At 75.2% G+C, this 21,842-nt stretch carries 20 protein-coding genes; 13 read left to right on the top strand and 7 right to left on the bottom strand.

From position 1 onward, the window contains the following. Positions 1-78: 78 nt before the first annotated feature. The gene (gene aroA / locus RVR_RS29165) at positions 79-1,314 is read left to right on the top strand and encodes a 3-phosphoshikimate 1-carboxyvinyltransferase (protein WP_202236893.1); all 1,236 of its coding nucleotides are present in this window, start codon (positions 79-81) and stop codon (positions 1,312-1,314) included. A 22-nt stretch (positions 1,315-1,336) separates the two neighbouring features. Here aroA and iolD read toward each other — a convergent pair whose 3' ends face one another. The 5 genes from iolD to RVR_RS29190 all read right to left on the bottom strand — a co-directional run bounded on the left by iolD (position 1,337) and on the right by RVR_RS29190 (position 7,913). Then, positions 1,337-3,265: a 3D-(3,5/4)-trihydroxycyclohexane-1,2-dione acylhydrolase (decyclizing) gene (gene iolD, locus RVR_RS29170; RefSeq protein WP_202236894.1), complete on the bottom strand. Its 1,929-nt coding sequence runs from the start codon at positions 3,263-3,265 to the stop codon at positions 1,337-1,339. Continuing rightward, positions 3,262-4,236 carry a 5-deoxy-glucuronate isomerase gene (iolB, locus tag RVR_RS29175; protein ID WP_202236895.1) on the bottom strand — a complete coding sequence of 325 codons (975 nt, stop codon included), beginning with the start codon at positions 4,234-4,236 and terminating at the stop codon, positions 3,262-3,264. The genes iolD and iolB overlap by 4 nt, the downstream gene beginning before the upstream one ends. Beyond that, positions 4,233-5,165, bottom strand: coding sequence for a 5-dehydro-2-deoxygluconokinase (gene iolC / locus RVR_RS29180; RefSeq protein WP_237405029.1), 933 nt, complete (start codon positions 5,163-5,165; stop codon positions 4,233-4,235). Before iolC ends, iolB begins: the two co-directional genes overlap by 4 nt. A gap of 122 nt (positions 5,166-5,287) precedes the next feature. Next, positions 5,288-6,136 carry a TIM barrel protein gene (locus tag RVR_RS29185; RefSeq protein WP_202236897.1) on the bottom strand — a complete coding sequence of 283 codons (849 nt, stop codon included), beginning with the start codon at positions 6,134-6,136 and terminating at the stop codon, positions 5,288-5,290. A 646-nt stretch (positions 6,137-6,782) separates the two neighbouring features. After that, a complete protein-coding gene (locus tag RVR_RS29190) occupies positions 6,783-7,913 on the bottom strand; it encodes a Gfo/Idh/MocA family protein (RefSeq protein ID WP_202236898.1) in 1,131 nt (376 codons plus the stop codon). A gap of 423 nt (positions 7,914-8,336) precedes the next feature. Between RVR_RS29190 and RVR_RS29195 the strand changes: the two genes are divergently transcribed. The 10 genes from RVR_RS29195 to RVR_RS29240 all read left to right on the top strand — a co-directional run bounded on the left by RVR_RS29195 (position 8,337) and on the right by RVR_RS29240 (position 18,460). Further along, positions 8,337-9,311 (top strand): sugar ABC transporter substrate-binding protein, encoded by a 975-nt coding sequence (locus tag RVR_RS29195; protein ID WP_237405430.1) that lies wholly within the window; start codon positions 8,337-8,339, stop codon positions 9,309-9,311. A 20-nt stretch (positions 9,312-9,331) separates the two neighbouring features. Beyond that, positions 9,332-10,369, top strand: a complete 1,038-nt coding sequence (locus RVR_RS29200) for an ABC transporter permease (protein ID WP_202239341.1) — start codon at positions 9,332-9,334, stop codon at positions 10,367-10,369. Next, positions 10,369-11,295 (top strand): ATP-binding cassette domain-containing protein, encoded by a 927-nt coding sequence (locus RVR_RS29205; protein ID WP_202239343.1) that lies wholly within the window; start codon positions 10,369-10,371, stop codon positions 11,293-11,295. Before RVR_RS29200 ends, RVR_RS29205 begins: the two co-directional genes overlap by 1 nt. Then, positions 11,292-12,440 (top strand): ROK family glucokinase, encoded by a 1,149-nt coding sequence (locus RVR_RS29210; RefSeq protein ID WP_202236900.1) that lies wholly within the window; start codon positions 11,292-11,294, stop codon positions 12,438-12,440. Before RVR_RS29205 ends, RVR_RS29210 begins: the two co-directional genes overlap by 4 nt. After that, complete coding sequence (locus RVR_RS29215) at positions 12,437-13,060, top strand: hypothetical protein (RefSeq protein ID WP_237405030.1); 624 nt, start codon at positions 12,437-12,439, stop codon at positions 13,058-13,060. The genes RVR_RS29210 and RVR_RS29215 overlap by 4 nt, the downstream gene beginning before the upstream one ends. 59 nt (positions 13,061-13,119) lie before the next feature. Beyond that, positions 13,120-14,505, top strand: coding sequence for a bifunctional 3-oxoadipate enol-lactonase/4-carboxymuconolactone decarboxylase PcaDC (gene pcaDC, locus RVR_RS29220; RefSeq protein WP_202236901.1), 1,386 nt, complete (start codon positions 13,120-13,122; stop codon positions 14,503-14,505). A gap of 76 nt (positions 14,506-14,581) precedes the next feature. Next, complete coding sequence (locus RVR_RS29225) at positions 14,582-15,214, top strand: MBL fold metallo-hydrolase (protein ID WP_202236902.1); 633 nt, start codon at positions 14,582-14,584, stop codon at positions 15,212-15,214. 43 nt (positions 15,215-15,257) lie between these two features. Then, the gene (locus RVR_RS29230) at positions 15,258-16,037 is read left to right on the top strand and encodes an exodeoxyribonuclease III (protein WP_202236903.1); all 780 of its coding nucleotides are present in this window, start codon (positions 15,258-15,260) and stop codon (positions 16,035-16,037) included. A 198-nt stretch (positions 16,038-16,235) separates the two neighbouring features. Beyond that, entirely contained in the window at positions 16,236-16,493 is a 258-nt protein-coding gene (locus tag RVR_RS29235) for a TfoX/Sxy family DNA transformation protein (RefSeq protein ID WP_202236904.1), read from the top strand. Positions 16,494-16,594: 101 nt separating this feature from the next. Next, positions 16,595-18,460, top strand: coding sequence for a transketolase (locus tag RVR_RS29240; protein WP_202236905.1), 1,866 nt, complete (start codon positions 16,595-16,597; stop codon positions 18,458-18,460). Positions 18,461-18,613: 153 nt separating this feature from the next. Here the strand turns inward: RVR_RS29240 and RVR_RS29245 are convergent, their stop codons facing one another. Beyond that, entirely contained in the window at positions 18,614-19,006 is a 393-nt protein-coding gene (locus RVR_RS29245; protein ID WP_202236906.1) for a DUF6479 family protein, read from the bottom strand. 117 nt (positions 19,007-19,123) lie between these two features. Between RVR_RS29245 and RVR_RS29250 the strand changes: the two genes are divergently transcribed. Next, on the top strand, positions 19,124-20,065 hold the full coding sequence (locus RVR_RS29250; protein WP_202236907.1) for a cation diffusion facilitator family transporter: 942 nt from the start codon (positions 19,124-19,126) through the stop codon (positions 20,063-20,065). Positions 20,066-20,147: 82 nt separating this feature from the next. Continuing rightward, entirely contained in the window at positions 20,148-20,900 is a 753-nt protein-coding gene (locus RVR_RS29255; RefSeq protein ID WP_202236908.1) for a ZIP family metal transporter, read from the top strand. A 56-nt stretch (positions 20,901-20,956) separates the two neighbouring features. On the opposite strand, the gene RVR_RS29260 is transcribed toward RVR_RS29255, so the two are convergent. Continuing rightward, positions 20,957-21,697, bottom strand: a complete 741-nt coding sequence (locus RVR_RS29260) for a hypothetical protein (RefSeq protein WP_202236909.1) — start codon at positions 21,695-21,697, stop codon at positions 20,957-20,959. Between the last annotated feature and the right edge of the window lie 145 nt (positions 21,698-21,842).

The raw sequence follows: 21,842 nt of genomic DNA on the forward strand, positions 1-21,842 counted from the left end.
GGGCGCGGGCCGAGCGGGGCACCGTCCGGGACGGGAAACCGGGGGGACGGACGGGGCGTCCCCCGTAGAATCCTCCGGGTGACCGTACTCGCCGTTCCCGGCTCGAAGTCCGTGACCGCCCGCGCCCTGTTCCTCGCCGCGGCCGCCGACGGGGTGACCGTGCTCCGCGACCCGCTGCTGTCCGACGACACGGAGGGCTTCGCCGAGGGCCTGACCCGGCTCGGCTACGACGTGGAGCGCTCCCCGGGCGCGTGGCGGATCACCGGCCGCCCGGCCGGCCCGGCCGCCGGCCACGCCGAGGTCTTCACCCGCGACGCGGCCACCGCCGCCCGCTTCCTGCCCGCGCTGGCCGCCGCGGGCCACGGCACCTTCCGCTTCGACGCCTCCGCGCAGATGCGCCGCCGCCCGGTCGCCCCGCTGACCGAGGCGCTGCGCACCCTCGGCGTGGACCTGGCGTACGAAGGGGAGGAGGGGCACCTGCCGCTGCGGGTGGTCGCGGACGGCGTCAAGGGCGGCGCGATCGAGCTCGACGCGAGCCTGTCCTCGCAGTTCCTCACCGCGCTGCTGCTGCTCGGCCCGCTGACGAAGGAGGGACTGCGGATCAGGGTGACCGGCATCGTCTCGGTGCCGTACGTGGAGATCACCCTGGCGATGATGCGCCGCTTCGGCGTCGAGGTGGCCCGCGAGGGGGACACGTTCGTGGTGCCGCCGGGCGGCTACCGCGCGCAGGACTACCCGATCGAGCCGGACGCCTCCACGGCGAGCTACGTGTTCGCCGCGGCCGCGCTGGCCGGCCGCACGGCCACCGTGCCGGGGCTCGGCCGCGACGCGCTCCAGGGCGACCTGCGCTTCGTGGACGTGCTGGAGCGGATGGGCGCGCGGGTCGAGACCACCGCCGACGCCACCACCGTCACCGGCACCGGGCGCCTGTCCGGCCTGACCGTCGCCATGCGGGACATCTCCGACACGATGCCGACCCTCGCGGCCATCGCGCCCTTCGCGGACGGCCCGGTCCGGATCGAGGACGTCTACAACACCCGCGTCAAGGAGTGCGACCGGCTGGAGGCGTGCGCGCTGAACCTGCGCGCGCAGGGCATCGAGGTCGCCACCGGCCGGGACTGGATCGAGATCCACCCGGGCACCCCGAAGCCGGTCGAGATCGCCTGCCACCGCGACCACCGCATCGCGATGAGCTTCGCCGTCGCGGGCCTGCGCACCCCGGGCACCACCTTCGACGACCCGGGGTGCGTGAAGAAGACCTTCCCGGGCTTCCACGCGTTCTTCGCCGACCTGCGCCGGACCTGGGAGGTCTGAGCCGCGCGCTCCGGCCGGGGCTCTACGGCCCGGGCCGCTCCGCCTCGTAGGCGGCGCGGGCGGCGACCGCCGCCGGGCGGGTGGCGGTCTCGGCCACGGGGACGTTCCACCATGCCTCCGCGGGCAGGGCCGGCAGGCCGGGGTCGGTGGTGACGTGGACCGCGGTCGGGCGCGGCGAGTCGCGGGCGGCGGCCAGCGCGGCGCGCAGCTCGGCGGCGGTGCGGGCGGTGCGGACCTCCAGGCCGAGGCTGGCGGCGTTGGCCGCGAGGTCCACGGGGAGCGGTGCGCCGGTGAAGGCACCGTCGGGGGAGCGGAACCGGTAGGCGGTGCCGAAGCGTTCCGCGCCGACCTGCTCGGACAGCCCGCCGATCGACGCGTAGCCGTGGTTCTGCACGATGACGACGTTGATCGGGATGCCCTCCTGCACCGCCGTGACGATCTCCGTCGGCAGCATCAGGTAGGTGCCGTCGCCGACCAGCGCGAACACCTCGCGGTCGGGCGCGGCCAGCCGCACCCCGATCGCGGCGGGGATCTCGTAGCCCATGCAGGAGTAGCCGTACTCCACGTGGTACTGCTCCGGGTCGCGGGACCGCCACAGCTTGTGCAGGTCGCCCGGGAGCGAGCCGGCCGCGTTGACCAGGACGTCCCGGTCGCCGAGCACCGCGTCGAGCGCGCCGATCACCTCGCCCTGCGACAGCCCGCGGGGTGCCTCCTCCGATGCGCCGTCCCCGCTGCCGCCGGCGTCCGCCGCCCGGCCGGCGCCGCCGCCTGCGCCGACTCCGCCGGCGTGGGCCGCCGGGTACGCGCCGGCGAACACCGCGTCCGTCAGCGCCCGCCAGTCGGCGAGCTGCTCCGCCCGGGCCGCCGGGACGGGGAGGCGGTGGCCGCCCCACCGCGCCGCCAGCGCCTCGATGCCGGCCCGGGCGTCGCCGACCAGCGCCAGCCCCGCCGCCTTGTGGCCGTCGAAGGAGGCCACGTTGAGGTTCACGAAGCGGGTGCCGGGGGCGAAGAGCGAGCCGGAGGCGGTGGTGAAGTCCGTCCAGCGGGTGCCGATCCCGAGCACCGCGTCGGCGGAGCGCGCGGCCGCGTCGGCCGGTGCCGTGCCGGTGTGCCCGAGGCCGCCGAGGTTGCCGGGGTGGTCCCAGCGCAGCGAGCCCTTCCCGGCCTGCGTCTCGGCCACCGGCACGCCCGTCGCCGTCGCGAAGGCCGCCAGCGCGGCGCCCGCCTCGGAGTGCCGCACCCCGCCGCCGGCCACCACCAGCGGGCTGCGCGCGGCCCGCAGCAGCGCCACCGCCTCGGCGACCGCGGCGGCGTCCGGCACCGGCCGCCGCACCGGCCACACCCGGGTCCGGAACAGCTCCTCGGGAAAGTCGTACGCCTCGGCCTGCACGTCCTGCGGCAGCGCGAGCGTGACCGCGCCGGTGTCGGCCGGGTCGGCGAGCACCCGCATCGCCTGGAGGAGCGAGGGGGCCAGCATCTCCGGCCGCCAGATCCGGTCGAAGAAGCGGGAGACCGGCCGCAGCGCGTCGTTCACCGACACGTCGTAGGCCCACGGGACCTCCAACTGCTGGAGCACCGGGTCGGCGGGGCGGGTCGCGAAGACGTCGCCGGGCAGCAGCAGGACCGGGACGCGGTTGACGGTGGCCAGCGCGGCGCCCGTCACGAGGTTGGTCGCGCCGGGGCCGATCGAGGTGGTGCAGGCCATCGCGGACAGCCGGTGCGCCGTCCGCGCGTAGCCGACCGCCGCGTGCACCATCGCCTGCTCGTTGCGGCCCTGGTGGAAGGGCATCGCCTCCGGCCCCGCCTCCAGCAGCGCCTGGCCGACCCCGGCGACGTTGCCGTGCCCGAACACGCCCCACATGCCGGCGACCAACCGGTGCCGCACACCGTCCCGTTCGGTGTACTGCGCGGACAGGAACCGGACCAGGGCCTGCGCGACGGTGAGCCTCATGCGTCGTCCTCCTCGTCGGGGCGCGGCGCCCCGTACAGCGGCAGCCGGGGGTCGGTCGGCTGCTCGCGCCAGGTGTCCCGTACCCAGGCGTGCGCCGGGTCGTCGCTGATCAGCCAGGCCCGCAGCGGTCCCGGGCCGGCCATCACGTTCAGGTAGTACATGTCGTAGCCGGGCACCGCCATGCTCGGGCCGTGCCAGCCGTCGGGGATCAGCACCGCGTCCCCGCCGCGCACCTCCGCCAGCACGTCGCCGGCTCCGGCCGGCGAGGGGTAGACCCGCTGGTAGCCGATCGCGGCCGGTCCGCCGCGCAGCTCGTAGTAGTAGATCTCCTCCAGGCGGGTCTCGTGCGGACCGTCCTCGTCGTGCTTGTGCGGCGGGTACGACGACCAGTTGCCGCCCGGCGTCAGCACCTCGACCGCGATCAGCCGGTCGCAGTCCAGCACGTCGGCCGCCGCGAAGTTGTTCACCTGCCGGCTCGCGCTGCCCGCGCCGCGCAGCTCCACCGGCACGGCGGACGCCGGGACGTACCGCGCCGGCAGCCGCCGCGGGCAGCGGGCCCCGGCCAGCGCGAACCGGCCGCCGCCCGCACTGCCCACCACCGCACGGCAGTCGCGGGGCAGGTAGCAGAAGTCGGTGGTGCCGGAGAAGACGTCGGCGCGGCCGTGCAGGGTGAACTCCGATTCCGACTCCGACTCCACCCGCCCGGCGCCGGGTCCGGCGGCGCCGGATTCCGGGTCCGCGCCCTCCACCCGGACCGTGCACCTGCCGCCCAGCGGCAGCACCACCCACTCGCTGTCGCCGGTGTCGAAGCTCCGCGACCCGCCCGGCGCCAGCGTCAGCACCCGCAGCGCGCTGTGCTCCCACCCCGCCGACCGCGGGTCCACCCACAGGTCGTAGCCGTCGCGGGCCGCGCTCCCGGCCGGCACGTGGCGGGCCGGGGCCGCCCCTCCGGGGGACTCCGCCGTCCTCACACCGGCTCCTTCCGCAGCGCCGCGTCGATCTCCGCCCGGGTCGGCATCGCGTCCGCGCAGGCCAGCCGGGAGGCCACGAGCGCGCCCGCCGCGTTGGCCGCGCGCAGCACGTCCTGAAGCGGCTCGCCCGCGAGCAGCCCCGCGCACAGCGCGCCGCCGAACGCGTCTCCCGCGCCCAGCCCGTTGACCGCCTCGACCGGCACCGGCGGGACCGTGTGCGACCGGGAGGCGGTGCGGCCCAGCACGCCGTCCGGGCCCTGCTTCACCACGGCCGTGCGCACCCCCCGGCGCAGCAGTTCCCCGGCCGCCTCCACCGGGTCGCGGCTGCCCGTGGCCACCTCGACCTCCGCGAGGTTGCCGACCGCGAGCGTGGCGTACGACAGCGCGCGGGCGTACAGCGCGGGCGCCTCGGCGGGGTCGGCCCAGAACACCGGCCGCCAGTCCAGGTCGAACCACACCTCCGTGCCCTCCTCCCGGGCCTCCAGCGCCGCGAAGAGCGTGGAGCGGGTCGGCTCCACGGCCAGCGCGGACCCGGTGATCCACAGCACCCGCGCCGCCCGCACCGCCGCGCAGTCCAGGTCCCGTGGGGTCAGGCACTGGTCGGGCGCGATCGGACGGCGGTAGAAGTGGATCGGGAAGTGGTCCGGGGGGAAGAGCTCGCAGAACACCACCGGGGTCTGGGCGCCCTCGACGGTGCGCACGAAGGAGTCGTCCACGCCGAAGCCGCGCAGCGCGGCGCGGACGTAGCCGCCGAAGGGGTCGGCCCCGACGCCGGTCAGCACAGCGGTGCGCAGGCCGAGCCGGGCGCCCGCGACGGCCACGTTGGCGGCGGTGCCGCCCAGGGACTTGGCGAACGTCTCGACCTCGGCGAGGCCGACGCCGCTCTGCAACGGGTAGAGGTCCACGCCCGCGCGGCCGATGGTGATCACGTCATGGCGCCCGGGCGCGGGCGGGGGCGCCGCGTCCCGTGGGCCCGCGGGACGCGGCGCCGGAGCGTGCCCGGGCACCGGGGCCTTCCCCGGCCCGGTCGCGCGGCTCGCCTCCCGGGGCGTCATCGGGCGGCCAGCCACGCCAGCGACGCCCGCACGTCGGCCACGGGACCCTGGGACGGGGGCGGTTCGGCGGTCAGGACGGTGTCCTGCTCCATGACGTACCAGCCGTCGTAGCCGGCGGATTCGAGGGTGGCGACGAGGGTCGCGAGGTCGAGGTCGCCGGCGCCGAGCGGGCGGTAGAGGCCGTCCGCGACGGCGGCGGTGTAGGAGGTGGCGCCGTCGCGGACGGCGGCGGCGCGGGCGGCGTCCACGTCCTTGAGGTGGACGTGGACGACGCGGGAGGAGGCCCGGCGGGCGAGGTCCACCGGGTCGGTGCCGCCGACCAGGAGATGGCCGGTGTCGAGGCAGAGCCCGGTACGACTGCCGTCGAGGACCCGGTCCACGTCGTCGGGGCCCTCCACGAGGGTGCCGACGTGCGGGTGGAGGGCGGCGGTCACGCCGAGGGACGCCGCCAGGTCCGTGACGGCGTCGAGGCGGGCGAGCAGGGTGCGCCAGCCGGCGGCGTCGAGGTCCGGCCGGGAGTCGTAGCCGTCCTGCCCGGTGGCGGCGGCGAGGACCAGGGTGTGCGCGCCGGCGGCGGTGAAACCGTCCAGGGCGGCGCGGACGCCCGGCAGCGGGTCGTGGCCCGGGTCGTGCAGGACCGCGGGGACGAAGCCGCCGACCGCGGTGACACCGCGCTCGGCCAGCAGGGGGCCGGGCAGGAAGCCGTCCGGCCCGAACTCGCTGGCACCGATGCCGAGTTCCGCCATCTCGTCCAGCACCCGGTCGGGGCCGAGCTGGTGGCCCCAGCCGGGGACCTCGCACACCCCCCAGGAAATCGGTGCCCCGGCGATCCGCTCGCGCCTCATGCCACCACCACTCCCTTCGGCTCGGACGCCGGCCCGCCGCTCGGACCGGCGTTCGGTGCGTCCCCCTGTCGTGCCGCCGCCCGGCCCCGTCCGCGCAGGTCCCGGTGCCCGGCCGCGCCCCCATGCCCGTACACGTGCCCAGGATCGCGCGCGGAAACGTGCCGGTGCCTCCGGCCGGGTACGCGCCCGGGTGCGCCCCGCCGCCCCGCACTGCGCCCCGCACTGCGCCCCGCGCCGGGCGCCCGGCCCTGTCGCCCGGGAGGAACCTCCGCGCCCGGAAGCGTGCCGGTGCCTTCGGCCGGGCCCGGACCCGGGTGTGCCCCGCTGCCCCCGCCCCGCGACCCGCCCCGGGGTGGAACCCCGGCCCCGCCGCCCGGTACGCGCCCCCTGCCCGGAGACGTGCGGGCCCGCGAGCCGGCAGCCGCCCGAGCCCGTGGCCCGACCCGGGTGGGGCACCGGCCCGGGGGCGCGTTCGTGTGCGGGCACGGGCGCGGGCACGGGCACGGACCGGCGGTCGGTCCCGGGCCCGCTTCCGTGCGCGCGCCCGGTGCCGCGACCCGGAACCGGAACCGGACCTCGACCCGGACCTCGACCCTGAACCGGACCCGGGCCCGGCCGCGTCGCGCCGTCGCCGGGGCGGGGCGCCTCAGGCCCACGGTGTCGCCCGCTCGGTTGCGCGCGCGGCCCCCGCCCCCAACTCCCCGGTGACCTCGTCCAGTTCCGCGAGGGCCACCGGCCGGCGCCCCGCGCGGGAGCGCTCGCACGCCTCGGCGACGAGCAGGGCGCGCAGTGCGTCCCGCGGGGTGCACGGGTTGTCGGCCTCGCCGCGGGCGACCCGCAGGAAGGCCGCGAGTTCGGCCACGTACGCCGCGGCGAAGCGGTCGAGGAAACCGGGCCAGGGCGGGGGCACCGCCGGCCGTACGCCGCCGCCCGCCGCGGTGCCGCCGCCACGGCCCGCGCCGGCGTCCGCGGCGGACGCCGTGCCCGCCGCCGGAGGCGGCACCGCCGGGCTGAGCGGGGCGCGCGGCCCGGTGCCGACGGCGAGTTGGCCCTCCGTGCCGGCCAGCTCCATCCGCACGTCGTAGCCGGCCGCGTGGTACCTCGCGGCGGTCGCCGTCGCCAGCACGCCGCCCTCCAGGGTGAGCAGCACCGCGCCGGTGTCCACGTCCGAGGCGGCGCGGAAGAAGTCGGCCCCGACGTTGGCGCCGGCCGCGTAGACCTCCGCGACCTCCCGGCCGGTCACCCACCGCAGCGCGTCGAAGTCGTGGATCAGGCAGTCCCGGTACAGGCCCCCGGAGAGCGGGACGTAGGCCGCCGGGGGCGGCACCGCGTCGGAACTCACCGTGCGCACCGTGTGCAGCCGGCCCACCTTGCCGGCGCGTACCGCCTCGCGCGCGGCGGCGTACTCCGGGTCGAAGCGCCGCTGGAAGCCGACCTGGAGCACCGCGCCGTCCCGCTCGGCCGCGCGCACCGCGGCGAGGGTGCCCGGAAGGTCGCGGGCGAGCGGCTTCTCGCAGAACGCCGGGATCCCGCCGCGGGCGGCCCTGGCCAGCAGGTCCGCGTGGGTCGAGGTCGCGGTCGCGACCACCACCGCGTCCGGGCGCGCGGCGAACAGCGCGTCCACCGTCAGCGCCCTGCCGCCGTGGCCAGCCGCGACCCGTTCGGACCGCGCCGGGTCGGCGTCCGCGACCAGCAGTTCGGCCACGTCCGGGTGCGCCGCGAGCGTCCCGGCGTGAAAAGCGCCGATCCGCCCGGCGCCCAGCAGTCCGATCCGCATCCTCTGCCCCCTCCGCGTCGTCCCCCGCACGCACGGTCGCCACAACGATCTCCCGTCATCATGCCCTGTCCGCGGCCCCCGACGGCGCTTACCGCTCAGGTCGGGACGCCGCGCCGACCCTGCTCAGCCTCCTGCCGGCCCCTGCCGGCAACCGCCGACGCCCCGCCCGCGCCCCGACCCCGCCCCCGTGCGGACCCCGCGCCGGGCCCGGCCGCCCGGTCGCCGCCCCGGCGCGCGAGTGGTGGTCGGGGCGCGCGGAGGCTTGACGGATACTGGGGCCGCCGGGAGGGTCACACGCAGCACTCTCATCCCGGCAGCACCAGGAACGTGAAGGAAAGGCAGGGCCACGTGGCGGAGGCAAGGGCGGGACGCGACCGCGGCGACCGCGGGGGCAGGCGGCGCACGCGCCGGGCGGTCGGGGCACTGCTCGCGGTCGGGCTCTGCGCGGCGGCCCTGGCCGGGTGCAGCGCGACCGGCGGCAAGCGCGCGGAGGACCGGGCCAAGCGGCTCGCCGCGAACGGCTCCGCGGTGAACACCCCGCGCTGGACGTTCGCCATGGTGACGCACTCCGGCGCGGGCGACACGTTCTGGGACATCGTGCAGAACGGAGCCAAACAGGCCGCGCAGAAGGACAACATCAAGTTCCTGTACTCCAACAGCGACCAGGGCGACCAGCAGGCCCAGCTCGTGCAGGCCGCGATCGACCAGCACGTGGACGGCCTGATCGTCACCCTCGCCAAGCCGGACGCGATGAAGGCGGCCGTCACCAAGGCGGTCAAGGCCGGGATACCGGTCATCACCGTCAACTCCGGCGCCGAGCAGTCCAGGCAGCTCGGCGCGCTCACGCACATCGGGCAGGACGAGACGGTCGCCGGCAACGCGGTCGGCGACGAGCTGAACGCGCGCGGCCGCAAGCACGCCCTGTGCGTGCTGCACGAGCAGGGCAACGTCGGCCTGGAACAGCGCTGCGCCGGCGTGAAGGCGCACTTCCACGGCACGCTGGACAAGGTCTACGTGGACGGCACCAACATGCCCGACGTGCAGTCCGCGATCGAGGCCAAGCTCCAGTCCGACCCGTCGATCGACTCCGTGGTGACCCTGGGCGCGCCCTTCGCGCCGACCGCCGCCAAGGCCAAGCAGGAGGCGGGCTCCAAGGCCGAGATCGACACCTTCGACCTCAACGCCCAGGTGGCCGCCTCGCTGAAGGACGGCACCCTCGGGTTCGCCGTCGACCAGCAGCCCTACCTCCAGGGCTACGAGGCGGTGGACCTGCTGTGGCTGTACCGCTACAACAAGGACACCCTCGGCGGCGGGCAGCCGGTGCTCACCGGCCCGCAGATCGTCACCAAGGACGACGCGGACGCGCTGCTGGCCTACACCAAGCGGGGCACCCGGTGACCGGCACCCGTGACGCCGTGATGGACGTCGTCGGCGCGGGCGGGGACGAGCGGCTGGCGCCCCGGTCGCTGGCGCGGCGGCTGCTGGGCCGGCCCGAGCTGGGCGCGGTGGTCGGCGCGGCGGCGGTCTTCCTGTTCTTCTCGGTCGTCGCCGACTCCTTCCTGCGCGCCTCCAGCATGGGCACCGTGCTGTACGCGTCGTCCACCATCGGCATCATGGCGGTGCCGGTGGCGCTGCTGATGATCGGCGGCGAGTTCGACCTGTCCGCCGGCGTGATGGTGACCAGCTCGGCGCTGACCTCGTCGATGTTCAGCTACCAGATGACCGCGAACACCTGGGTCGGTGTCGGGGTGTCGCTGCTGGTCACGCTGGCGCTCGGCGCGTTCAACGGGATCATGCTGGTGCGCACGAAGCTGCCGAGCTTCATCATCACCCTGGGCACCTTCCTGATGCTCACCGGCCTCAACCTCGGCCTGACCAACCTGATCAGCGGCACCGTGGCCACGAAGTCGATCGGCGACATGCAGGGCTTCCCCACCTGCCGGGACCTGTTCGCCTCGCACTGGACGATCGGCCCGATCGACCTCCAGGTGACCATCCTGTGGTGGCTGGGCCTGGTCGCCGTGGCGACCTGGGTGCTGCTGCGCACCCGCGCCGGCAACTGGATCTTCGCGGCCGGCGGCAACGCGGACGCGGCGCGCGCGGTCGGCGTGCCGGTGGCCCGCACCAAGATCGGCCTGTACGTGGCGGTCGCCTTCTGCGCCTGGATCTCCGGCCAGCACCTGCTCTTCGCGTTCGACGTGGTGCAGTCCGGCGAGGGCGTCGGCAACGAGTTCCTGTACATCATCGCGGCGGTCATCGGCGGCTGCCTGATGACCGGCGGCTACGGCAGCGCGATCGGATCGGCGGTCGGCGCGTTCATCTTCGGCATGGCGAGCAAGGGCATCGTGTACGCGCAGTGGAACGCGGACTGGTTCCAGTTCTTCCTGGGGGCGATGCTGCTGCTCGCCACCCTGCTCAACGCGTGGGTGCGCAGGCGGGCGGAGGCGAGCAAGTGATCACGGTCGACGACGGCAGGGACCCCGGCGCCGCCGGCGACGCGCCCGGCGCCCCCCTGGTGGCGCTCACCGGCGTGAGCAAGTCCTACGGCAACGTGCGGGCGCTGCGCGACGTGTCCCTGGAAGTGCACGCCGGGCAGATCACCTGCGTGCTGGGGGACAACGGCGCCGGCAAGTCCACCCTCATCAAGATCATCGCGGGCCTGCACCCGCACGACGCCGGCACCTACGCCGTCGAGGGCCGCCAGGTCCGGCACGGCTCGCCGCGGCAGGCGCTGGACCTCGGCATCGCGACGGTCTACCAGGACCTCGCCGTCGTCCCCCTGATGCCGGTGTGGCGGAACTTCTTCCTCGGCTCGGAGCCGACCAGGGGCCGCGGCCCGCTGCGCCGCCTGGACACCGCGGCGATGCGCGCGGCCACCCACCAGGCGCTGCTGCGGATGGGCATCGACCTGCGCGACGTGGACCAGCCGATCGGCACCCTGTCCGGCGGCGAGCGGCAGTGCGTGGCGATCGCCCGCGCGGTGCACTTCGGCGCGAAGGTGCTGGTGCTCGACGAGCCCACGGCCGCGCTCGGCGTGAAGCAGTCCGGAATGGTGCTCCGGTACGTCGCCGCGGCCCGCGACGCCGGACTGGGTGTGGTGCTCATCACCCACAACCCGCACCACGCCTACCTGGTCGGTGACCGTTTCGTGCTGCTCAAGCGCGGCGCGATGTCCGGCAGCCACCTGAAGGAGGACATTACGCTGGACGAGCTGACGCGGGAGATGGCCGGCGGCAGCGAGCTGGACGAACTGACCCACGAGCTGAACCGGCCGCGCGGAGGCGGCACAATGGCGGAGGACACCGCCACGTCCGCACCGCAGGCTCCCCCGACCCCGTCCGCCCCCCACGCCGACCCACCCGACCCGGAGACCACCGCTTGAGTGCCAATCGTGAACGTGTCTACCGCGGCGGCGCAGCGCGCGCCACGGTGTGGCAGAGCGTGGGCATGCGCGACCGCAGGGAGCGCCGCTCGCACCTGACCGCGCCCCGCGTGCCCACCGTCGGCATCGACATCGGCGGCACCAAGGTCATGGCGGGGGTGGTGGACGCCGACGGGAACATCCTGGAGACGCTGCGCACCGAGACCCCCGACAAGTCCAAGAGCCCCAAGGTGGTCGAGGACACCATCGTGGAGCTGGTGCTCGACCTCTCCGAGCGGCACGACGTGCACGCGGTGGGCATCGGCGCCGCCGGCTGGGTGGACGCCGACCGCTCCCGGGTGCTGTTCGCGCCGCACCTGGCCTGGCGGGACGAACCGCTGCGCGACCGGCTCTCCGAGCGGCTGCTGGTGCCCGTGATGGTCGACAACGACGCCAACACCGCCGCCTGGGCGGAGTGGCGCTTCGGCGCCGGCCGCGGCGAGGCCGACCTGGTGATGATCACCCTGGGCACCGGCATCGGCGGCGCCATCCTGGAGGACGGCCACGTCAAGCGCGGCCGCTTCGGGGTGGCCGGCGAGTTCGGCCACATGCAGGTGGTGCCCGGCGGGCACCGCTGCGCCTGCGGCAACCGCGGCTGCTGGGAGCAGTACAGCTCCGGCAACGCGCTGGTCCGCGAGGCCCGCGAGATGGCCGCCGCCGACTCCCCGGTGGCCTACGGCATCAACGACCGGGTCGGCGGCAGCGTCCGCGACATCACCGGGCCGCTGATCACCGAACTGGCCCGCGAGGGCGACCCGATGTGCGTGGAGCTGTTCCAGGACATCGGCCAGTGGCTCGGCGTCGGCATCGCCAACCTCGCCGCCGCCCTGGACCCGTCCTGCTTCGTCATCGGCGGCGGCGTCAGCGCCGCCGACGACCTGCTCATCACCCCGGCCAGGGAGGCGTTCCGGCGCACCCTGACCGGCCGCGGCTACCGGCCGGAGGCGCGCATCGCCAAGGCCGAACTCGGCCCGGAGGCGGGCATGGTGGGCGCCGCCGACCTGGCGCGGCTGGTCGCCCGCCGGTTCCGCCGCGCCAACCGGCGCCGGGTCGAGCGCTACGAACGGTACGGACGCACCCTCGGACGACAGGCGGCGCAACCGTGACCACCTCCCCGCACGGCGCCCCGCGGACGGCCGCCGTGGACGACCTCGCCGAGGCGGAGGCGGAGTTCGCCGCCGGGCCCCGGCCGCCGCGCGAGCTGCCGCGCTGGGTGCGCTGGACCGTGGTGCCGCTGCTGGTGCTGGTGCCGATGGGCTACGTGGCGGTCTCCGCCGCGCAGAGCCGCGGCAGCGGCGAGGACGCCCGGCAGGAGCAGGCCGGCCGCCGGCTCACCCAGGTCTACCCGCCGCAGCTCGAACAGCGGATCTACCAGGTGACCATCCCGGTCGGCTCGCGCTACGTCCGCTATCTGGAGACCAACTCCTGGGACAACAGCGAGATGTACGCCGAGTTCGTGACCACCGCCGGCGGCCTGGACACCTTCCTGGCCCAGATCGGCACCAGCCGGGCCGCGCTGCGGTACGGCCGGGTGGCCATGTCGGCCGCCCAGTCCGAGGCGGCCGGCTGGAACTTCACCATCCCCCGCACCTGGGCGGGGGAGAGCCTGCACCGGCCCGGTGACAAGCCGGACCACGACATCACCGTCGACATGACCAACCCCGACCACCCCCGGGTCTACGTCGTGTCCACCGTCAACTTCCAGCACGGGTTCGGGGGCGGCTGAGCGCCGCCCGCGAGGGAGGCCCCTGCCATGTCCCGCCCTTCACTCGATAGCGTGAGGCGATGAGCGACGCGACCGACGAGACCGCCGACCGGCTCGGCCCGTACGCCGCCGCGGCCACGTACACCCCGTACGGCGGCCGGGTCGGCGCACCGACCGACCAGGGCGGCGGCACCGCAACCGACCCGGACGACGAACGCGACGACCTGCAACCCCCGTTGCAGTACCGGTTCGACGGCCCCGACGACGCCCCCGTGCTGGTCCTCGGACCCGCGCTCGGCTCGACCTGGCACATGTGGGACCGCCAGTTGCCGCAACTGACCGCGCAGTGGCGGGTGTTGCGGTACGAACTGCCCGGGCACGGCGGCGCGCCCGCCGAGCCCGCCTCGACGGTGGACAACCTCGCCCGGCGGCTGCTGGCCGTCCTCGACGACGAGGAGGTCGACACCTTCGGGTACGCCGGCTGCGAGCTGGGCGCGGCGGTGGGGGCCCGGCTGGCCCTGCTGCGGCCCGACCGGCTGGCGGTGCTGGCCCTGGTGTCGGCCGCGGCCCGGTTCGGCAGCGCGGACACCTGGCGGCAGCGCGGCGTGGTGGTGCGCGCCAACGGCCTGGACCGCACCGCCGCCAACACCCCCGAGCGCTGGTTCACCGGCCCGTTCCGGACCACCCAGCCGGCGATCACCCAGTGGGCCGTGCAGATGGTCAAGACCACCGACAGCGCCTGCTACGTCGCCGCGTGCGAGGCGCTGGCCGGGTTCGACATCCGCGACCAGCTCGGCAGCATCACCGTGCCCACGCTGGTGGTGGCCGGCGCCGACGACACCGAGACGCCCCCGGCCGACGCCCGGCTGCTGGTGGCCGGCATCCACGACGCGCGGCTCGCGGTGGTGCCCGGCACCGGGCACCTCGCGCCGGTCGAGGAGCCGGCCGCCGTCGGCACCCTGCTGGTGCGGCACTTCGAGACCGCGTGGACGGCCGACCGCACCCCGGGCGCGGTCCCGCACCCGCCCGCGCCGCCGCCGGTCCAGCCGCGGCTGCCCGCTCCCGCCGCCCCGCCCCCCGGGCCGGACGCGTACGAGGAGGGCATGCGCATCCGCAAGGAGATGGTCGGCGAGGCGGAGGTGAACGCGGCGGTCGCCCGGGCGAAGACGTTCGGGGGCGGGTTCGACGCGTACGCCACGCGGTGGGGCTGGGGGGAGACGTGGACCCGGCCGGGGCTGGACCGGCGCACCCGCAACTTCGTCGCGCTCACCGCCCTCACCGTGCTCGGGCAACTGGAGGAGCTGGCCGACCACACCCGGGCGGCCCTGCGCGGCGGGCTGACGCCCACCGAGATAGAGGAGACGCTGATCCAGACCTCGGTGTACTGCGGGCTGCCCGCGGCGCGCGCGGCGGTCGACCGGGCCCGCAAGGTCATCGCCGAGGAGACCGCCACCGGCAAGGGGTGACCCGTCGGCCCGGGCACCCCCCGGCGCGCCGTGCGCGGGTGCCGCACGGCGCGGGGGACCCGGGCAAGATGGCGGTATGGAGCTGACGAAGAAATCGCACGCGTGCGTGCGACTGGAGCAGGACGGCCGCACGCTCGTCATCGACCCGGGCGCGTTCAGCGAGCCGGACTCGGTGGCCGGGGTGGACGCGATCCTGGTGACCCACGAGCACGCCGACCACTTCAGCGAGGACCGGCTGCGGGCCGGGCTGGAGGCGAACCCGGCCGCGGAGCTGTGGACCCTGGCGAGCGTCGCGGACCAGATGTCGGCGGCCTTCCCCGGCCGCGTGCACGCCGTCGGCCACGGCGACAACTTCATGGCGGCCGGCTTCGACGTGCAGGTGCACGGCGAGCTGCACGCGGTGATCCATCCGGACATCCCGCGCATCACCAACATCGGTTTCCTGATCGACCGGGCCGTCTTCCACCCGGGTGACGCGCTGACGCTGCCCGGCCACGCGGTGGACACCCTGCTGCTGCCCGTCCAGGCGCCCTGGAGCAAGGTCTCCGAGATCATCGACTACGTCCGCGAGGTGCGGCCCCGCAGGTCGATCGACGTGCACGACGCGCTGCTCACCGACCTGGCCCGCCCGATCTACGACCTGCAGATCGGCAACCTCGGCGGCGCCGACCACCTGCGGCTGGCGCCGGGGGAGGCCACCACCGCCTGAGGGGCGCGGCCGGGCTGTCGTACCCAGCGGCTAGGTTGGGGCCATGCGTATCGCGACCTGGAACGTCAACTCGATCACCGCGCGGCTGCCCCGGCTGCTGGCCTGGCTGGAGAGCAGCGGTACCGACGTGCTGTGCGTCCAGGAGACCAAGTGCACCGCCGAGCAGTTCCCGCACGAGGAGCTGCGCGCGATCGGTTACGAGGCCGCCGTCGAGGCCACCGGCCGGTGGAACGGCGTGGCGGTCGTCTCCCGGGTCGGCCTGGCCGACGTGGTGCACGGCCTGCCCGACGGCCCGCGGTACGAAGAGGTCGCCGAGCCCCGGGCCCTCGCCGCGACCTGCGGCCCGGTCCGCGTCTGGTCGGTCTACGTGCCGAACGGCCGGGAGGTCGACCACCCGCACTTCGCCTACAAGCTGCGCTGGTTCGAGGCGCTGACCGCCGCCGTCGCCGGGGACGCGGCGGGGCAGCGCCCCTTCGCCGTCCTCGGCGACTACAACGTGGCGCCGGCCGACGCCGACGTGTGGGACACCGCCGTCTTCGAGGGCGCCACCCACGTCACGCCGGCCGAGCGCGCCGCCCTGGCCGCCCTGCGCGGCACCGGCCTGACCGACGTGGTGCCCCGCCCGCTGAAGTACGACCACCCGTACACCTACTGGGACTACCGCCAGCTCGCCTTCCCCAAGAACCGCGGCATGCGGATCGACCTGGTCTACGGCAACGCGCCGTTCGCCGAGGCGGTCTCCGACGCGTACGTGGACCGCGAGGAGCGCAAGGGCAAGGGTGCCTCCGACCACGCTCCGGTGGTGGTCGACCTGGAGGTGTGAGCGGGGGCATGGGTGCGGCGTGCGGCCGACCGGGGTCATCAGCGCGGGGGACCACCACGGGCGTGTCAGCCGCCGATCGGCCGGAAGGCGTGTACCGCGCGTGCATGATGGCGCCAGCGGACACACAGGAGCGCGCCCTCACCGGTTCCTGACGCTCCCTCAGACCACCTTCACCACCGGCTCGTACGGAGGCATGACGTGGACTCCCTTCAGCAACTGCCGAACATCGGAGCGGTGCTCGCCGACCGGCTGCGCCGCGCAGGCGTGGACGACGCGGGCGAACTGCGCCGGCTCGGCTCGGGCCGGGCCTTCGAGAAGATCCGTCCGGAGCTTCCGGAGGACGCCTGCACGCACACCCTCCTGGCGCTCGAAGGGGCGCTGCGGGGGATGCGGTGGACCGCGATCCCGCAGACCGAGCGGGACACCCTCGTCGACCGCGTCCTGGGGTGCCCCTGACCCATCCGTTTGGTGCGGGCCTGGTCGGGCAGCCGGACGGAAGGGGGGCCGTTCGGACACCTCGGACACCTCGGACACCTCGGACAAGGGAGAACCGCACCATGCCCCCGACCGTCACGCAGGACACCGTGCTCAGCGACGCGCAGGTCGCCGAACTCGCGCAGCAGCTCAGAGTGGACGCGGTCCGCGCCGCGGACGCCGCCGGCTCCGGCCACCCGACGTCCTCGATGTCCGCCGCGGAGATCTTCGCGGTGCTGCTCGCCCGGCACCTGCGCTACGACTTCGACCGTCCCGAGCACCCCGGCAACGACCACCTGATCCTGTCCAAGGGCCACGCGTCCCCGCTGCTGTACGCCGCCTACAAGGCGGCCGGCGCGATCGCGGACGACGAGCTGCTCACCTTCCGCAAGCTCGGCAGCCGGCTGGAGGGCCACCCGACCCCGAAGGTCCCGTGGGTCGACGTGGCCACCGGCTCGCTCGGCCAGGGCCTGCCGATCGGCGTGGGCGTGGCCCTGGCCGGCGCGCGCCTGGACCGCCTGCCCTACCGCGTGTGGGTGGTGTGCGGTGACAGCGAGATGGCCGAGGGATCGGTGTGGGAGGCGTTCGAGCAGGCCGGGATGGAAGGGCTCGACAACCTCACGCTGATCGTCGACGTCAACCGGCTCGGCCAGCGCGGACCCACCCGGCACGGCTGGGACCTGGACGCGTACGCCCGGCGGATCAGGGCCTTCGGCTGGCACACCGTGGAGATCGACGGCCACGACGTGGACGCCGTCGACCGGGCCATGGCCACCGCCCGCGCCAACCGCGGCGCGCCCACCGCGATCATCGCCCGCACCCGCAAGGGCAGGGGCGTGGCCGCGGTGGAGAACCAGGAGGGCAAGCACGGCAAGCCGCTGCCGGACGCCGAGGCCGCGATCCGCGAGCTGGGCGGCCGCCGCGACCTGCGGGTCCAGGTCCAGGCGCCCGCCGACGCCGAGCGCCCCGCGCGCGAGGCCCCCGACCCCGACGCCGCCCTGCCCCGCTACGACCGGGGCGGCAGCGTCGCCACGCGCACCGCGTTCGGCGAGACGCTGGCGGTGCTCGGCGACCGGCGCGGCGACGTCGTCACGCTCGACGGCGAGGTCGGCGACTCCACCAAGGCGCAGCTCTTCGCCGCCGACCACCCCGAGCGCTACATCGAGTGCTACATCGCCGAGCAGGAGCTGATCGGCTCGGCCGTCGGCGTCGGGGTGTGCGGCTGGACGCCGTACGCGTCCACCTTCGCGGCGTTCCTCACCCGCGCGCACGACTTCCTGCGGATGGCCGCGGTGTCCCGCTCCGACCTCAACGTGGTCGGCACCCACGCGGGCGTCGCCATCGGCGAGGACGGCCCGTCCCAGATGGGCCTGGAGGACCTGGCGATGCTGCGCGCGATCCACGGCAGCACCGTGCTCTACCCGTGCGACGCCAACCAGACCGTGCAGCTCGTCACGGCCATGGCCGAGCGGCGCGGCATCACCTACCTGCGGGCCAGCCGCGGCGACTTCCCGGTGATCTACGGCCCCGACGAGGCGTTCCCGATCGGCGGCAGCAAGGTGCTGCGCGCGGGCGGGGAGGACCAGGTCACCCTGATCGGCGCCGGCGTCACCGTGCACGAGGCGCTGAGCGCGGCGGACAAGCTCGCGGCCGAGGGGATCGCCGCCCGGGTGATCGACCTCTACTCCCTCAAGCCGGTCGACGTGCAGACCCTGCGGACGGCCGCCCGGGAGACCGGCCGGTTCGTCACCGTCGAGGACCACCACCCCGAGGGCGGCCTCGGCGACGCGGTCCTGGAGGCGTTCGGCAACGGGCACCCGATGCCGCTGTGCACCCGGCTGGCCGTCCACTCGATGCCGGGGTCGGCGACCCCGGACGAGCAGCTCGACGCCGCCGGTGTCAGCGCCCCCGCCATCGCCGCCGCGGCCCGCAAGCTCCTCGCCGACTGAGCCGTCCGCGGGGAGGGGCCAGGGCGGCCCTACGTCGGGGAGGGGCGCCTGGGCCCCTCCCCGACGTAGGGCCGCTCGACGCCTTCCCGCGCGCCCGTGACATGCCGGACCGGCCCCACTCCGGAGTGGGGCCGGTCCGGCACGCCGCGGGGGTCAGTCCACGTTGGGGCCGCTGTGGCGGCGCGGGTGGGAGGGGACACGACCGGAGCGCACCCCGGAGTCGTGCACCTCGTGCGGGAACCTGCGCCGGCCGTCCTGCGGCATCTCGTCGGGCTCGATCCGCCGCGCGTCATGGCTGCGCAGCCCGTCGCCCTGGTGCCCGGGACCGTGGTCCGGCGGTGCACCGCTGTCGTGCTCCTGGCGGGTCTGCCACGCGCCCGACCGGGGCCGTGTGCCCGTCGGCACCCCCGGGCCCCTGCCCAGCCGCCGCATCCCGAACACCACGGCCGCGATCAGGACGATCACGATGCAGATACCGATCACCAGGGGACCGATCGAACCGGCGGGAAGAGCGAGCTGGACCATGTGCTGCTCGGAAAGAGACATTTCGGCACCTCCTCAACCAACGGGTGCCCGCGATCTGCGGGGGAACACGACCGGAGACCGGGAAATGCGGATCACCACACGAGGGGTCACACCCAGTGACCGATGAGGAGAGAGCGGATGGCAGACACGTCACGCGACCAGGGAACCCGCGGCGCCGTACTGGTCGCACTCGGCGCGAACCTCGTGATCGCCGCCGCCAAGACCGCCGCGGGCCTGTTCGCGGCCTCCCCCGCCCTGCTGTCCGAGGCCGCCCACTCGGTGGCCGACAGCCTGAACGAGGTCTTCCTGCTCACCTCGCTGCGCCGCTCCCGCCGCGCCCCGGACCGCCGGCACCCCTTCGGCTACGGCAAGGAGCGCTACTTCTGGTCGCTGCTCGCCGCGGTCGGGATCTTCGTGCTCGGCGGCTGCTTCTCCTTCTATCAGGGCATCCACGCGCTCGGCGAGCACGGCGGGGAGAGCCGGAACGGCTACCTCGCGGGCCTGGCGGTGCTGCTGGTGGCGCTGCTGGCCGAGGGCGGTTCGCTGCTGCGTGCGGTGGTCCAGGCCCGCCGGTCGGAGGAGGGCTCCGACGACCCGGCGCTGCGCACCGTCCTCGCGGAGGACGGCACCGCCGTGATCGGGGTGCTGCTCGCCGCCACCGGCATGATCGTGCACATGGCCACCGGCGACGCCGAGGCGGAGGCGGCCGCCTCGATGGCGGTCGGGGTGCTGCTGATGGTCGTGGCCACCAGCCTGGCGCGCACCGCGCACCGCCAGCTCATCGGCCTGGCCGCCGACCCCGGCCTGCGCGACGAGATCGAGGGCCTGCTCGCACGGCAGCCGGAGATCGACACCGTCGAGGAGCTGCTGACGATGCGGCTCGGCATGGACTCCACCCTGGTCGCCGCCCGGATCGACCTGCTGGGCGGGATGGACAGCGAGCGCGTCGAGGAGGTCAGCATGCGCATCCGGCACTCCATCCGCGAGCGCTGGCCCGCCGCGGACCGGGTCTTCCTGGACATCACCGACGCCGGTGCCGAGCGGGCGGAGCGCGCCGCCGCCCGCGGCGACGCCGGCTGACCGCCCGCCCCGCGCCCGGCGGCGGCCCGCGGCGGGGGCACCCGGATTCGCCAGCGCGGACGCCGTCCTGGATCATTGCCGCATGCCGGTCCTGATAGCCATGTGCGCCTTCGTGATGACCCTCGTCGGCGGTGTCGTCGCACAGCACATCGGAGACCGCCGCCACCTCGTGCTGGGGCTCGCCGCCGGGCTGATGCTGGGCGTCGTCGGGTTCGACCTGCTGCCCGAGGCGCTGGAGAACCAGCCCCGGCACGTCTTCGGGGTGCCCGCGGGCCTCCTGATGTTCGTGGCCGGCTTCCTGGCCCTGCACGTCGTGGAGCGGTCGGTCGCCATCCACCGCGCCCACGAGGGCGAGTACGCCTCGCACACCCACGGACACGCCCACGCGCACGACCCCGTCAAGGGCGTCGGCGTCGCCGCCGCGTGCGCGCTGGTCGGGCACAGCGTGATGGACGGCTTCGCGATCGGCGCCGCGTTCCAGGCCGGGAACACCGTCGGCATCGTGGTGGCCATCGCGGTCGTCGCCCACGACTTCGCCGACGGGTTCAACACCTACACGATCACGCGGCTCTACGGGAACGGCCGGCGCCGTGCCCAGACGCTGCTGGCCGCCGACGCGATCGCCCCGGTGGCCGGCGCCGCGATCACCCTGGCCTTCACCATCCCGTCCGGGGTGCTCGGCCTCTACCTCGGCTTCTTCGCCGGCTTCCTGCTCTACCTCGCCACCTCCGACATCCTCCCCGAGGCCCACAGCCCGCACCCCTCCACCTCCACCCTGCTCTGCACGGTCGGCGGCGCGGGCGTCATGTGGATGGTGATCGGCCTCGCCAACTAGCCGTCCCGGCACGACGCGCAGCCGACCGCCGGCAGGCGGAGCAGAGGGCAGGCGGTTCAGGGGGCGGGGGTCTTGGGGGCGGTGGTGGCCTGCTTGGTGACGTCCGCGACCAGTTCCACCACGTCGGAGCCGTACGCCTGCGAGTTCACCACCCGCAGCAGCAGGCAGAAGGTCGGGTCCTGGCCGTACTTGCGGATCAGCCGGGCGTGGTGGCGGGCGAGGTAGCGGGTCGCGGCCTGGTTGGCTATGCCGCGCTGGCCGGAGGCGAGGAAGACCGGCCGGTCGTTGCCGGACTCGCGGCCGGACGACAGCCGGGCCAGCAGGACGTACTCCACCGCGCCCTTCTCCAGCCGGTACGTCTCGCCGGCCACGGTGATCGCCCCCTGGTTCGGGCCCTGCGACGGGTCGGTGTCGACCTCCACGCCGGGCAGCATCGAGCGCAGGTGCGCCGCGAGGCGGTAGTTGGCGGTCGGGCCGCCGATGCAGAACTCGGTGCGGGCACCGAAGCCCTGCCACGCCGTGTCGTGGGCCAGCACCTCGGCGTGCGCACCGCACTCCTTGATCACCGCGGCGAGTTCCAGCAGCGCGAACGCGTCGTGCCGGGCCAGGCTCCAGCCGCGGGACCCCGGGTCGCGCGGCACCACGAGCAGGCACTCGGAGTCCTTCGGCAGCCCGAAGAAGCGCTGCCTGCGGTGGAGCCTGCGCCGCCACAGGCTGCCGCGGACCAGCCAGCCGAGCAGACCGCCGATGGCCAGACCGGCCAGGACCAGCACGAGGTTGCGCACGTCGTCGCTCATGGCGCGGCATCGTAGCGGTGTTCGAGCCGGGCCGTCGCCCCCTCGAAGGAGCGCGCGGACGCGGCCGCCGCCGTACCCGGGCGGGCACGGCGGCGGCCTGCGGATCACGGGTCCGGGTCGGCCGGCGCGACCCGGTCGGGTCCGG

This window comes from Streptomyces sp. SN-593 (genome assembly GCF_016756395.1).
Taxonomy (GTDB): Bacteria; Actinomycetota; Actinomycetes; order Streptomycetales; family Streptomycetaceae; genus Actinacidiphila; species Actinacidiphila reveromycinica.